The organism is Rhizobium sp. Pop5 (genome assembly GCF_024721175.1).
Classification (GTDB): domain Bacteria; phylum Pseudomonadota; class Alphaproteobacteria; order Rhizobiales; family Rhizobiaceae; genus Rhizobium.
Genome location: NZ_CP099400.1, coordinates 153052 through 166764 on the forward strand (window position 1 = coordinate 153052; position 13713 = coordinate 166764).

A 13713-nucleotide genomic window follows, 5' to 3' on the forward strand; every position below is an offset into this window, starting at 1 on the left:
TGTTCGCCTTATTTTGCTTTAGCTTGAGAGCGTTTTGAAACGGCGATGCCCAATCCTATGCTTTTTGCGATCGACGACCGTTTGGCGGCATAGGAGGGCGCGACCATAGGATATTCCGGCGGAAGGCCCCATTTGATGCGGTACTCGTCAGGCGTCAGGTCGTAATGGGTTTTCAAATGCCGCTTCAACGAACGGAATCGTCTCCCGTCCTCCAAGCAAATTAGGAAGTCCTTCTCGATCGACCGATCGATAGGAACGGCTGGTTTTTGATGTGTGGTGGGTGCTCCTTCGGTGGCCAAGGCCAGTTCGGTCGGACGAGGTCCTTGACCCAGAGCGGCTTGCACGCTGGCGATGAGGGAAGGCAGATCCTGCATCGAGACATCGTGCCTGCCCACATAGGCAGTGACGATGTTCGCAGTCAGTTCGGTGATGTTCTCGGGTGCCGAATTTTGGGGTTTTGAGTACATAAAATAACCCGTTGCTTCGAGAATCAACGCATCGCTTCGCAGGCGGGATGAGAGGAAGTTCTCATCGATCCCCTATTGACGATGGTCAATTCAGCGAAATTGAACCTGCTGCTCGAGCCTGGCTTCCGATGAAGGAGCCGGACATAGAGCCGACGGCGACAAACGCTGCAGGCGCAGATTCAAATAAGGTTAGATCTCAAAAGTTCCTCCCGCGGTGTTCCCCCATAACAGGTAACAAAAAACCATGAACAATCAAGCGAGCGGTGAAAAAATTCAACGAATGCGAGCAATTGCGGGCAACGCCAGAATGGCCTCGATTGGAGTGATGAGAGCGCAAAGCCATCAGGGCCGAATTTCGAGTCAACTCGTTCATTTTTGTGCGATATACGAACAAAAATCAAATAACGCACAAATTGCTTGCCGACGAAGCCGCAGCACCCTATGCCTGACGCTGGAGGACGGGAGGACTGCGTTCCCGGCCGCATAGCCAAGGGAGGTCCCGCATGGACAAGACAATCGGAAGCACCGCGCAAGCGGTCTCTGAGATCGGTGATGGCGCGACCGTGATGATCGGTGGTTTTGGTGGCTCGGGCGCGCCGATCGAGCTGATCCACGCTTTGATCGACAAAGGCCCGAGGAACCTCACCGTCATCAACAATAATGCCGGCAACGGACGCATCGGCATCGCTGCGATGATCGACGCCGGCATGGTCAGAAAGATGATCTGCTCGTTTCCGCGTTCGTCGGACCCGCGCGCCTTCACAGACAAATATCTGGCCGGCGAAATCGAGCTCGAACTCGTGCCGCAGGGCACGCTGGCCGAGCGCATCCGCGCCGGCGGAGCCGGCATTCCGGCCTTCTATACGCCGACGGCCTATGGCACCGAACTTGCCGAAGGCAAGGTCATCGCCGAATTCGACGGCCGCCATTATGTGCAGGAGCGCTGGCTGAAGGCCGATTTCGCGATCGTGAAAGCCGAGATCGGCGATACCCACGGCAACCTCACCTACAACAAGGCCGGCCGCAACTTCAACCCGCTGATGTGCATGGCCGCGGCCAAGACGATCGCCCAGGTCTCATCCATCGTACCGGTCGGCGGCATCGATCCAGAACATGTGGTGACACCAGGAATTTTCGTCGACCGCCTCGTCGCTGTCCCCGATCCCCAACAGGAAGAAGAGCTCATCCGAGCCGGAGTGGCCTACGTATGACCATCGATACGCGCCCCATCAATACGCGGGAAGACATCAAGCTTTCTAATGCGCAGATCGCCTGGCGCGCCGCGCAGGACATTGCCGATGGCGCCTATGTCAACCTCGGCATCGGTTTTCCGGAAATGGTCGCGCGCTATCAGCCGCCCGGCCGCGAGGCGATTTTCCACACGGAAAATGGCATCCTGAACTTCGGCGAGCCACCGGCGCAAGGTGAAGAGGACTGGGATCTGATCAATGCCGGCAAGAAAGCGGTGACGCTGAAGCCGGGTGCTGCCTTCTTCCACCACGCCGACAGCTTCGCCATGGTGCGCGGCGGGCATCTCGACGTCGCGATCCTCGGCGCCTATCAGGTGGCGCAGAACGGCGATCTCGCCAATTGGCGGGTCGGCAGCAAGGGCGTGCCGGCTGTCGGCGGCGCCATGGATCTCGTGCATGGCGCCAAGCAGGTCTGCGTGATTACCGAGCACGTCACCAAGACGGGCGAGCCGAAGCTGGTGGAGACGTGCACCTTTCCGCTGACCGGCGTCGCCTGCATTACCCGCGTCTATACCAGCCATGCCGTCATCGACATCGTCGATGGGCGCTTCGTCCTGCGGGAGAAGCTGGCCGCGATGTCCGAGAAGGAATTGCAGGCCATGACCGGTGCGCCGCTTCATGTCGACGGACCCGTTGCCGATCTCGTCGTTCCGAAACTCTAAGGGAAAAGCCATGACCGAAGCCTTTATCTGCGACTATATCAGGACGCCGATCGGCCGCTTCGCCGGGTCGCTCTCGCAGGTGCGCGCCGACGATCTCGGCGCAATCCCGTTGAAGGCGCTGATGGAGCGGAACGGCGCCGTCGATTGGGAAGCCGTCGACGACGTGATCTTCGGCTGCGCCAACCAGGCGGGGGAGGACAACCGCAATGTCGCACGCATGTCGGCGCTGCTGGCCGGCCTGCCGATCACAGTTCCGGGCACGACGATCAATAGGCTCTGCGGTTCCGGCATGGATGCGGTGATCACGGCGGCACGCGCCATCCGCGCCGGCGAGGCCGAGCTGATGATCGCAGGCGGGGTCGAAAGCATGTCGCGCGCGCCCTTCGTCATGCCGAAGGCCGAGACGGCCTTTTCGCGCGCGGCCGAAATCCACGACACGACGATCGGCTGGCGCTTCGCCAACCCTGTGATGAAGAAGCAATACGGCGTCGATTCCATGCCGGAAACCGGCGAGAATGTCGCCGAGGACTATCATGTCAGCCGTGAGGACCAGGATGCCTTCGCCGTGCGAAGCCAGGCGAAGGCCGCGGTCGCGCAGGCAAGCGGGCGGCTGGCGAAGGAGATCACCCCTGTCGCCATCCCGCAGCGCAAGGGCGATCCTGTCGTCGTCGAGAAGGATGAGCATCCGCGCGTAACGACGATTGAGGCGCTGGCGAAACTCGCTACCCCTTTCAAGAAGGAAGGCGGCACGGTGACGGCAGGCAACGCCTCTGGAGTCAATGACGGGGCGGCGGCGCTGATCGTGGCTTCGGCGGCGGCGGCGCGGAAATATGATCTGACGCCGATCGCCCGCATTCTGGGTGGCGCTGCTGCTGCCGTTCCGCCAAGGGTCATGGGCGTGGGGCCTATCCCGGCCTCGCGCAAGCTGATGGCCCGGCTCGGCATGACCCAGGAACAGTTCGACGTGATTGAACTCAACGAGGCCTTTGCCAGCCAGGGGCTGGCGGTGCTGCGCGAACTCGGGATTGCCGATGACGATCAACGGGTGAACCGCAATGGTGGAGCGATTGCGCTTGGCCATCCGCTCGGAATGTCGGGCGCACGCATCACCGGCACGGCGGCGCTGGAGCTTCTGGAGACTGGCGGAAAATACTCGCTGTCGACCATGTGCATCGGTGTGGGGCAGGGGATCGCCATCGCGCTCGAAAGGATGTGAGAACGTAGCGCCCGTTGCACGCCATGCCCGATTTCTGTAAAAAACGGGCATGCTCATCCGACCTGCCGTCAACGACGATCGAAGCGCGATCTGGAGGATCATCGGTCCGACGATCCGCGCCGGCGAGACCTATGCGCTCGACCGCGATCTCTCCGAGGCCGAGGCGCTCGCCTACTGGATGGGGCCGGACCGCGAGACCTTCGTCGCCGAAGCTGACGGCGTGATCCTCGGCACCTATTACATCAAGGCCAATCAGGCAGGTGGCGGACGGCATGTCTGCAACTGCGGCTACATGACCGATCCTGCCGCCACCGGCCGCGGTGTTGCCCGCCAGATGCATGAACACTCCCTGGAGCATGCCCGCTTCAGAGGCTTTCGCGCCATGCAGTTCAATTTCGTCGTCGGCAGCAATCGACGCGCGGTCGAGCTCTGGCAGTCCCTCGGCTTCGAGATCGTCGGCCGCCTTCCCGGCGTCTTCCTTCATCCTACGGAAGGCTACGTCGATGCGCTGGTGATGTTCCGTAATCTCTAGGCCGCGCAGCGGATCAAAAAAGATGTGAGCGCGCTGTCGAAATCGCAGCGGCTCGAGCGTCTTTAGATCGCGGGCGCGGCGGGAAGAGCCGCATGCGTCGCGATCACTCTGTCGGCATGGAGGTATGAAGCCATGAGTGTTTCCTATCGTTGGGTCATTGTCGCCGTGGGCGCTTTGATGTCGTGCGTTGCCATTGGCGCGATGTTCTCGCTGGCGATTTTCCAGGAACCGATCGCGACCGCCACCGGCTGGTCGCATGTCGGGATCGCCAGTGCGATGACGCTGAATTTCATCGTCATGGGCGTCGGCGGCTTCCTCTGGGGTACCGCAAGCGACCGTTTCGGCCCGCGCATCGTCGTCTTGACGGGGGCTCTGCTGCTCGGCCTGGCACTGGTGCTGGCAAGCCGGGCCGAAGCGCTCCTGCAGTTCCAGCTAACCTATGGCATCCTGGTCGGACTGGCCGCCAGCGCCTTCTTCGCGCCGATGATCGCGGCGACCACCGTCTGGTTCGACGTGAACCGCGGTCTTGCCGTGTCACTCGTCTCCGCCGGCATGGGGGTCGCGCCGATGACGATTTCGCCCTTCGCGCGCTGGCTGATCTCCGCCTATGAATGGCGACCGGCCATGTTGATCATCGGCATTGCGACCTGGGTGCTGCTGGTGCCGGCCGCCCTGCTGGTCAGGCGTCCGCCTGCCGAGAGCGTCGAAGCCGGCACCGAGTTTGCCGCGGAAGGCGGCCGGCCACAGCTGTCGAAAGTCTTCCGGTCGCCGCAATTCATCGTCCTCGGCCTGACCTTCTTTGCCTGCTGTGCGGCGCATTCCGGTCCGATCTTCCACATGGTGAACTATGCCACGATCTGCGGCATCGCGCCGATGGCGGCCGTGAGCATCTACAGCGTTGAAGGTCTTGCCGGCCTCGGCGGCCGGCTCTTCTATGGCACCCTCGCCGATAGGATCGGGGTGAAGCCTGTCCTGGTCGCCGGCCTGCTGGTTCAGGCGGGCGCACTCGCGACCTATCTCTTCGTCAGCGAGCTGACCGAATTCTACGCGCTCGCCATCGTCTTCGGCAGCGCCTATGGCGGCGTGATGCCGCTCTATGCGGTGTTGGCGCGAGAATATTTCGGCCAGCGCATCATCGGTACCGTATTGGGCGCGGCGACGATGCTCTCCAGCCTCGGCATGGCCTTCGGTCCTCTGATCGGCGGCTGGATATTCGACACTTTCGCCAACTATTCCTGGCTGTTCATCGGCTCGGCAATGGTCGGGCTCGGCGCTGCGGCGATCGCGCTCGCCTTCCCGCCTCTCGCCCGCAACCAGCCGCAGCCGGCCTTCGGCGGGGCGTCGTGATGGGATGAGATCGGCGAGCCCGGCCCCTCATCCGGCTGCTGCCACCTTCTTCCCACACGCGGAGCGGGGGATATGCCGCAACCTCTCGGTCCTCCGCGCGCCTTGCGTGGGGGGCAGCCCGACAGCCATGGGAGATGCAAATCTCCCATTTTCGTGCATTGCCCTTCTCAGATTTCGCCTGATAGACTTCCTTGGTCTGTTTCATCACCTATGTCTGTGATTTTGGGAGGCTATCCTGGCCATGGCAGAACTTGCTCAATTGCTCGCATCCATCAAATTGCCCGACCTGTCCGGCAAGGCAGTGTTGATTACCGGCGCCTCGACCGGGATCGGCGCGGCTGTCGCCCGCGCCTTTGCGGCTCAAGGCGCCAAGGTCGGCGTGCATTACAATGCCAGCCGCGAACCGGCCGAGAAGCTCGGCGAGGAGATCCGCGCCGCCGGCGGCACCGTCCATCTGATCCAGGGCGATGTGTCGCGGGAGGGCGAGACGGAGCGCGTTGTCGAGGAGACGGCCAAGACCTTCGGGCATCTCGACGGGCTCATCAACAATGCCGGCGGCATGCTCGGGCGCAAGCCGACCTCGGAATATACCGACGCGCATTATGCCGCGGTCATGGACCTCAACGCCCGTTCGGTGCTGGCGGCAACGCGTGCGGCCCATCCCTGGCTGAAGAAGCAGGGCGGCTTCATCATCAACACCACCTCGATCGCCGCGCGCAACGGCGGCGGCAACGGCGCGATGCTCTATGCAGCCTCCAAAGGCTTTGTCTCGACCATCACGCGCGGCCATGCAAAGGAATTCGTCGCCGACAGGATCCGTGTCAACGCGGTGGCGCCGGGCGTTATCGCCACGCCGTTCCACGAGCGTTATACCGATGACGAGCAGATGGAGCTGCAACGCAAGTCGATCCCGATGGGCTTCGTCGGCACATCCGAGGACTGCGTCGGAGCCTATCTCTTTCTCGCCTCGCCGACGCTTTCGGGCTACATCACCGGCCAGATCATCGAGGTCAACGGCGGCCAGCTGATGCCGTAGCAGCTTCTTCCGAGCTGCGCGCTTTCGCCCTTTTCCCCCGCAAGAGGGAACTTTCGAACAAGCTTCACGTTTCCCGCTTGGTCTTATTGTCAAGCGGGGCACCATGAGCTTCTCATTTTCGGAACTCGATTTCCTCAAACCGGAGCTCGGGGCCGAATATATTGGCTCAGGCACCCACTTTGCCGTCTTCTCAGCCCACGCCGAACAAATCGAACTTTGTCTCTTCTCGCCCGATGGAAAGAACGAGATCGCCCGGCTGCCGCTGCCGAAGCGCGAGGGCGACATCTGGTCAGGTTATATCGCCGGTGTCGGCCCCGGCTCGGTCTATGGTTATCGCGCCCACGGCCCCTATGACCCGCAAGCCGGTCATCGCTTCAATTCGAACAAGCTGCTGCTCGATCCCTATGCCAAGCAGGTAACCGGCGACCTGATATGGGACGACGCGCTTTTCGGTTATCGGATCGGCGAGGACGATCTTTCCTTCGACGAGCGCGACAGCGCACCCTACATGGTCAAGAGCGTCGTGCAGGACCCGGATTTCGATTGGGCGGGGGAAGAGGCGATCCGCCGTCCCTGGCCAGACACCATCATCTATGAGGCGCATGTGCGCGGCCTGACCATGACACATCCGAAAGTGCCGGACAGGCTGCGCGGCACTTTTCTCGGCATGTGCAGCGATCCGATCATCGATCACCTGATGAAGCTCGGCATTTCGGCGATCGAGCTTCTGCCGATCCAGTATTTCCTCGACGACCGCTATCTCCTGGAACAGAACCTCAGAAACTATTGGGGCTACCAGACACTCGGCTTCTTCGCGCCGCAGTCGCGCTACATGTCCGGCGACAAGATCACCGAAATCAAGACCATGGTGAAGAAGTTCCATGCCGCCGGCATCGAGGTCATCATGGACGTGGTCTACAACCACACCGCCGAGGGCAGCGAGAAGGGACCGACGCTGTCTTTCCGCGGGCTCGACAATGCGAGCTACTACATCCTTTCTCCCGACGATCCGCGCCACACCTTCGATACGACGGGCACCGGCAATACGCTGAATGTCGCCAATCCCATGGTGATGCGCATGGTGCTCGACAGCCTGCGTTACTGGGTGGGCGTCATGCATATCGACGGCTTCCGCTTCGATCTCGCCAGCACGCTCGGGCGGCAGGATCTGGAATTCGACCGTCAGGGCCTGTTCTTCGGCGCGATCCGCCAGGATCCGATGCTTGCCGGCGTCAAGCTGATCGCCGAACCCTGGGATATCGGCGAGGGCGGATATCAGGTCGGCGGTTTCCCGCATCCTTTTCGCGAGTGGAACGACAAGTTCCGCGACGATGTGCGCCGGTTCTGGAAGGGCGACGGCGGCATGGTGTCGGAGTTGGCGGCGCGTGTGACCGGCTCGGCGCTGCAATTCAACCATTCGGATCGGGGGGCGACCTCCTCGATCAATCTCCTGTCGGCTCATGACGGCTTCACGCTGATGGACACGGTTTCCTTCGACGGCAAGCACAACGAGGCGAACGGCGAGGAGAACAGGGACGGTCATTCCGACAACCATTCCGACAATATGGGTGTCGAGGGCGGCACCGATAATGCCGATATCAACGCGGCGCGGGCGCGGCGGCGGCGCAACATGATGGCGACCCTGATGCTCTCCCAGGGCGTGCCGATGATCCTTGCCGGCGACGAACTCGGCAACAGCCAGGGCGGAAACAACAATGCCTATTGTCAGGACAATGAGATCGGCTGGACGGGCTGGGATGGGCTCGACGACCCATTTCTCGATTTCTGCCGGCAGGCCGTCGCCTTTCGCAAGGCGCATCCGGTTCTGAGACAGGAGCGGTTCCTCACCGGAGAGACCAGCGAGGAGGGACGCATCGAGATCGCCTGGTACAAGCCGGACGGCAGCTTCATGGACGACGGGGCCTGGAACGACGACGGTTTGCAGGTGCTCGGCGTCTATCTGTCAAAGAGCGCCCATGCGCTCGACACCGAGTCGATGGACGACCTTTTCCTCGTCTTCAACGCCGGCGGCGACTGCGAGGTTCACCTGCCTGTCGTGAACGGGCTGGAGGAGTGGGCGAGGGTTCTCGACACCGGAGCGGAGACGGATGCCTTCGAAGTGCACGATCAGGACAATCCCGTGATGGTCTACACCCAGAGCGCGGCGGTCTTCGCACCGAGGGGACAGACCGAGCCGCCGAAGGACGCGACAAAAGCCGAGCGCCGCCGCTGGTTCCAGTTCGGTCGCAGGAGCAAGTAGCAGGTCGCAGAGAAGATGAATGCCGAAGCCATCACCGAACTTGGTCTGGTCTATGTCAGCGACATCGAGCCTGGCATCCGCAGACGTAGGAAAGGCAAGGGCTTCAGCTATCTGATGCCGGACGGCACGACGCTGACCGACGAATTGCAGCGGGCGCGCATCGGCGCCCTCGGCCTGCCGCCGGCCTATGAGAACGTCTGGATCTGTTTGTACGCGAATGGCCATCTGCAGGCGACGGGTTTCGATGCGCGCGGGCGCAAGCAGTACCGCTATCACAAGGACTGGCAATCCTTCCGAAGTGCAGGAAAATTCCACCAACTGATCGAATTCGGCCGGTCGTTGCCGAAGATACGCCGGACGGTTCTGCGCCACCTCGACACCGGCGTGGAGGATATCAACGGTGTGCTTGCGGCTTTGACGACGCTGCTCGACGAGGCGCATCTGCGCGTCGGCAACCAGGCCTATGTCAGGGAAAACGGCACCTATGGCGCCACGACGCTGCTGAAGCGCCACCTGAAGATCGTCGACGGACAGATAGAATTGAAATTCCGCGCCAAGGGCGGCAAGCGCGTCCAGCGCAGCCTCAAGCACCCCCGGCTGCAGAAGATCCTGGAGGAGATAGCGGACTTGCCAGGCCGCCAGCTCTTTGTCTGGAAAGATGAAAGCGGGACGCTGAAGCCGGTCGATTCCGGCCGATTGAACAGCTATCTCGCCGAGATCTCGGGCATCCCCATTTCCGCGAAGACCTTCCGCACCTGGGCGGGATCGCTGGCGGCCTTCGGCGCGGCGCGCGAGAGGATCGCAGACGGCGATCGTCCGACGGTGAAGGAAATGTCGGAGGCCGCGGCCGAGGCGCTGCACAACACGCCGGCGATCTCACGCTCGAGTTATATCCATCCCGCGATCATCGCACTTGCCGGCAACGACCATCGGCTGATCGAGGGCGTCAACGAACCGCTGCGCGGCTTGCGCGCCGAGGAAAACAGGTTACTTGATTTCCTCACACGCGAGATCGAAGAATGAGCCAGAGCAATCCCCTGAAATCGGACGTATCGCTGACGCATCCCGACCGGCTCTACTGGCCGGATGAGGGCATAACCAAACAGGGGCTGGCGAATTACTACGCCGAAGTCTGGCGCTTCATGGCGCCCTATGTCGTCAACCGGCCGTTGGCGCTGCTGCGCCTGCCGGACGGGATTAAAAGCCATCAGCGATTTTTCCAGAAACACGGGTGGAAGGGCATGAATCCCCATATCGAGGAGATTGCCGATCCGCAGGATGCGGACGGCGAAAAGCTGCTGTGCATTGCCGATTTCGACGGTCTCGCGGCGCTGGTTCAATCGGCCGTGCTCGAAATTCACCCTTGGGGCACGACGACCGACAGTTGGGAAAAGCCCGATATGATCACCATGGACCTCGATCCCGGGGAAGACGTCGCCTGGGGCGCAGTGATCGACGCGGCATTTGACGTGAAGGCGCGGCTGGAAGCGCGCGGCCTTGCGGCCTTCATCAAGACGTCGGGCGGCAAGGGGCTTCACGTAGTAACGCCGCTTGCGCCGAAGGTCGGCTGGATCGAGGCGAAGGATTTCGCTCATTCGCTTGCCGAGAGCATGTCGGCCGATGCGCCGGAGAAATATCTGGCAACCGCGACGAAGGCCAAACGCGGCGGGCACATCTATATCGATTATCTCCGTAACGGCCGCGGCAGCACCGCGGTCGCGCCCTATTCGACGCGGGCAAGGCCGGGTGCCCCGGTTTCCATGCCGCTGGATTGGCAGGAGTTGCAGAAGTTGGCCGGCCCGGCCGCCATCACGCTCGCCAATGCGGCGCAGCGAGTGGAGAGCCGGGCAAAGGACCCGTGGGGCGATTTCTTCGATGCGGCCGTGCCGCTGGAATGAACTTAACCCGCGCTGTCGAGTTCGGGATAATGCCTGAATATCCCTTCCTCGTTGAAGGCGAGGCGGCGTGAGGAGGCGAGATAGCGCGCAATGTTCGGGCGCTTCGCCACAGCATCTCGTAGCGCAAGGAGGGCGGGATATTCCGCCTTGCGGTTCGCCATGGCTTTGGGAAAAGCGTAGGTCAGACCCTCGACTATCTGGAAGAGCGAGAGATCGACATAGGTGAGAGCATTGCCGACCACGTGGTGGGAACCTTCAGGATTCTGCCGCAGCACACGCTCGAAATAACCGAGAAATTTTGGAATTCGATCGCGTATGAAGGCGGCCGAGCGGGCTTTCGCCTCCTCTTTCTGGTCCTCGTAATAGAGCGACATGTCGATCGGGTGGTGTGTGTCGTGCACTTCGGCGACGAAATCGGTGACGGTGAGCTGCAGTCCGTTGGCGATATAGCGAAGGCCCTCATCCTCAGGTGCCAGACCGAGCTTCGGGCCGAGATAAAGCAGGATGTTGGCGACATGCGGGATGATGAGGTCACCATCCTTCAGGAAGGGGGGCGCGAAGGGAATGTGCGGCTCGCTTTCGCTTTTCATGATGGCGAACATCGCGGCGGTACCGCGACCCGGCTCGCGCGCGACGTCGACATAGTCGGCGCCCGCTTCTTCCAGCGCCAGCCGGACGAATTCGCCACGACCCTGGATGCCGTCCCAATAATGAAGCTCATATGTCATGGTGCTCAATCCTTCGGTTTACGACCGAAGTCTTTTCGCAATTCTTCCTTGGCCCTTTCAAGCGTGCCGCGCCGCTTTTTCGTCAACTGGTCGCCGGCGCGGTTGATGTAGAAGGTCAGCATCGACATAGCCGCGCGGAAGGGGCTCGACTTGCGGCGATGGCTCGCCTCGGCGGAGTGTTTGACGGAGCGGGCAATCTTCTTCGGATCGTCCGATTTGAACACGCCTTCCTTCAGATCCATCGCGTCGCTGTTTTCGGTAACGTCCTGCGACCATTTCTTCTTCGATTTGGCCATATCCAAGTCCTCTGCCTTAGCCTTGATCAATGGTGGCTGTGGTGCTCACTACGCTTGCGCGTCGCGGCGGCCTTCTTGGCGGAGGCAGAACGTTCTTCCTTCGAGCGGGCGGCGGATGCAGCGCCGCCGGCGCGGCCACCCTTTTCGGAGGATTCGTGCGTATCCTTCTTGCCGCGGCCGGAGCCGGATTTGTTGCCGCCGCCGCTTTCCTTGTTGACGGTCGCCCAGGCGCGCCGTTCGGCCTCCTTCTCGGAGACGCCGCGATCTTCGTAGCCCTCCTCGATGTGCTCGGCCTTGCGTTTCTGCTTGTCGGTATAGTCTGACTTGTCACCTCTTGGCATCGTCGCCTCCTCTGGCTTGCAAAGAGGTCGAACTGGTAAGGAGGTCAAAAGTTCCGGCCATCCGAACGGCCACGGCAGCGCCTTCAGACCAGAGGCGGCCAAAACATCGTCTGCCGGCGCGCAGACGGTTAGGCGGTCTGCGGATGCCGCCGGTGAACTCTATTTTCGATGGAGCTTTTGCGATGCGGCGAAGGCGCGGCCGATATCGATGGAGGGCAGTTGCAGTGGTGCGCGCGGATCGCGGAAAACCAGACCGACGAGATTATCGACGATGAGGATGAACCCGAGGGCGAGACCGAGATAGAGCAGGGCGGCGATGAGCAGAAGCGACATCTCCATCCTCATACGATTCCGGCCGGAACCTGGCGGCCGGCTCTAAACGAAGGAAGCAATTGGATATCGCTACGGCCGCCGGAACAGCTTGTGCTCTGTTCGGGAACATCGCGCGTGGGCTCAATTTTTCTGAGAAGCCTCAAAGCCTGCAGCATCATTCGGCCTCTGTTCACCCCCGCATAAAAAGCCGCCCTCACAATTCAATAAAGCACAACTAATTCAGGCATATGACAAACAGGATCGAAGGGCGTCGCGAGGGCGCCCTCTTTTCTCGACCTGTTCGATATGTCTGTGCTCAGGACGCCGTTTTGCGGCTCGCGGTCCGCTTCGGTGCCGGTGTGACGACACCGTTGGTCTTCTTGCTGCTGGTAACGGTGCGCTTCGCCTTGGTTTTGACTTCCTTGCCGTTGGACGTCGCAGCCGAACCCTCGAGCGTGTCGCGCTCGTGCCGTGCCTGGTCCCAATGGATGGAATCTCGCCCTGTCGGATAACCCTCTTCTTCCCAGAGGGCGTAGGCACGTTTTTTGATCCACTCTTCCCGAGTTTCTGTCATCGCTGATCTCCAGTCACATGATGCCGTCGTTCGAACGCGATACTGGGTGAGATGGTTCCAGAGGAGCGGGGCTCTTTCAAGCGAAATCACGCTGCAACCGCAAATATTTCGCGTTGCAGCATATCAGGGTTATGAAACCGCCTTCACCGCGGCCGAAACTCCGCCGCCCTGTGCAGATCTGAGACGAAATCCCGGCGCTGCCGGTGCCGGTCCTCCTCATCGCGGATGCGCAGGAGATAGGAGGGGTGGATGGTCACCAATACAGGCGGATGGTTTGCCGGGTAGAGGATATGCCCGCGTTGCAGCGTCAGCTTCGCCTTCGGCCCTAGCAACGCATAAAGTGCGGTCGCGCCGAGCGCCACGACGAGTTTCGGCTGCAGAATGTCGATTTCCGCACCAAGCCACCAGGCGCAGCGCCTGATCTCTCCCGCATTCGGCTTCGCATGCAGCCGCCGTTTGCCGCGCGGGGTAAACTTGAAGTGCTTGACCGCGTTGGTGACGTAGCAGCGCTGACGATCGAGGCCGGCCTCCTCAAGGCAACGATCGAACAGGTTGCCGGCGGGACCGACAAAAGGCCTGCCGGTCAGATCTTCCCGGTCGCCCGGCTGCTCGCCGACGAGGACGATCTCGGCTTTACCGGGGCCTTCGCCGAAGACGATCTGCGTGGCGTTCCTGTAGAGATCACAGCGGGTGCAGCCTTCGGCCTGATGCCGGAGTTCGGCGATGCTTTCGGCACTCGCGACTTCGAGCGCCAGGGCGGGGCCGCCACTTGCGGCGATGTTCATGGTACGATC

The 13713-nt window shown here is 61.6% G+C and carries 16 protein-coding genes; 9 read left to right on the forward strand and 7 right to left on the reverse strand.

Annotation, left to right across the window (positions count from 1 at the left end):
* Positions 1-8: 8 nt before the first annotated feature.
* Positions 9-467, reverse strand: a complete 459-nt coding sequence (locus NE852_RS24570; RefSeq protein ID WP_008531786.1) for a MucR family transcriptional regulator — start codon at positions 465-467, stop codon at positions 9-11.
* Between the two features lie 503 nt (positions 468-970).
* Between NE852_RS24570 and NE852_RS24575 the strand changes: the two genes are divergently transcribed.
* The 9 genes from NE852_RS24575 to ligD all read left to right on the forward strand — a co-directional run bounded on the left by NE852_RS24575 (position 971) and on the right by ligD (position 10668).
* Positions 971-1678, forward strand: coding sequence for a 3-oxoacid CoA-transferase subunit A (locus NE852_RS24575; protein ID WP_258156831.1), 708 nt, complete (start codon positions 971-973; stop codon positions 1676-1678).
* Entirely contained in the window at positions 1675-2379 is a 705-nt protein-coding gene (locus NE852_RS24580) for a CoA transferase subunit B (RefSeq protein ID WP_037173544.1), read from the forward strand. The genes NE852_RS24575 and NE852_RS24580 overlap by 4 nt, the downstream gene beginning before the upstream one ends.
* A 10-nt stretch (positions 2380-2389) precedes the next feature.
* Positions 2390-3595: a 3-oxoadipyl-CoA thiolase gene (gene pcaF / locus NE852_RS24585; protein WP_258156832.1), complete on the forward strand. Its 1206-nt coding sequence runs from the start codon at positions 2390-2392 to the stop codon at positions 3593-3595.
* 49 nt (positions 3596-3644) lie between these two features.
* Positions 3645-4127 carry a GNAT family N-acetyltransferase gene (locus NE852_RS24590; RefSeq protein ID WP_008531801.1) on the forward strand — a complete coding sequence of 161 codons (483 nt, stop codon included), beginning with the start codon at positions 3645-3647 and terminating at the stop codon, positions 4125-4127.
* A gap of 132 nt (positions 4128-4259) precedes the next feature.
* A complete protein-coding gene (locus NE852_RS24595; RefSeq protein ID WP_008531802.1) occupies positions 4260-5474 on the forward strand; it encodes an MFS transporter in 1215 nt (404 codons plus the stop codon).
* A 241-nt stretch (positions 5475-5715) separates the two neighbouring features.
* Positions 5716-6510: an SDR family NAD(P)-dependent oxidoreductase gene (locus tag NE852_RS24600; protein WP_008531803.1), complete on the forward strand. Its 795-nt coding sequence runs from the start codon at positions 5716-5718 to the stop codon at positions 6508-6510.
* Positions 6511-6613: 103 nt separating this feature from the next.
* Positions 6614-8770: a glycogen debranching protein GlgX gene (gene glgX / locus NE852_RS24605; protein WP_258156833.1), complete on the forward strand. Its 2157-nt coding sequence runs from the start codon at positions 6614-6616 to the stop codon at positions 8768-8770.
* A gap of 15 nt (positions 8771-8785) precedes the next feature.
* Positions 8786-9793: a DNA topoisomerase IB gene (locus NE852_RS24610; protein ID WP_008531807.1), complete on the forward strand. Its 1008-nt coding sequence runs from the start codon at positions 8786-8788 to the stop codon at positions 9791-9793.
* Complete coding sequence (gene ligD / locus NE852_RS24615; RefSeq protein ID WP_008531808.1) at positions 9790-10668, forward strand: non-homologous end-joining DNA ligase; 879 nt, start codon at positions 9790-9792, stop codon at positions 10666-10668. The genes NE852_RS24610 and ligD overlap by 4 nt, the downstream gene beginning before the upstream one ends.
* Positions 10669-10670: 2 nt before the next feature.
* Here ligD and NE852_RS24620 read toward each other — a convergent pair whose 3' ends face one another.
* From NE852_RS24620 to NE852_RS24645, 6 genes are all read right to left on the reverse strand, one after another.
* Positions 10671-11396 (reverse strand): glutathione S-transferase, encoded by a 726-nt coding sequence (locus NE852_RS24620; RefSeq protein ID WP_008531809.1) that lies wholly within the window; start codon positions 11394-11396, stop codon positions 10671-10673.
* A gap of 5 nt (positions 11397-11401) precedes the next feature.
* Positions 11402-11692, reverse strand: a complete 291-nt coding sequence (locus NE852_RS24625) for a DUF3175 domain-containing protein (protein ID WP_258156834.1) — start codon at positions 11690-11692, stop codon at positions 11402-11404.
* A 26-nt stretch (positions 11693-11718) separates the two neighbouring features.
* Positions 11719-12033 (reverse strand): hypothetical protein, encoded by a 315-nt coding sequence (locus tag NE852_RS24630; RefSeq protein WP_008536843.1) that lies wholly within the window; start codon positions 12031-12033, stop codon positions 11719-11721.
* A 159-nt stretch (positions 12034-12192) separates the two neighbouring features.
* Positions 12193-12366, reverse strand: coding sequence for a hypothetical protein (locus NE852_RS24635; protein ID WP_164841465.1), 174 nt, complete (start codon positions 12364-12366; stop codon positions 12193-12195).
* A 295-nt stretch (positions 12367-12661) separates the two neighbouring features.
* The gene (locus NE852_RS24640) at positions 12662-12919 is read right to left on the reverse strand and encodes a DUF2934 domain-containing protein (RefSeq protein WP_008531814.1); all 258 of its coding nucleotides are present in this window, start codon (positions 12917-12919) and stop codon (positions 12662-12664) included.
* A 143-nt stretch (positions 12920-13062) separates the two neighbouring features.
* Positions 13063-13704: a UdgX family uracil-DNA binding protein gene (locus tag NE852_RS24645; protein ID WP_258156835.1), complete on the reverse strand. Its 642-nt coding sequence runs from the start codon at positions 13702-13704 to the stop codon at positions 13063-13065.
* Positions 13705-13713: the final 9 nt, after the last annotated feature.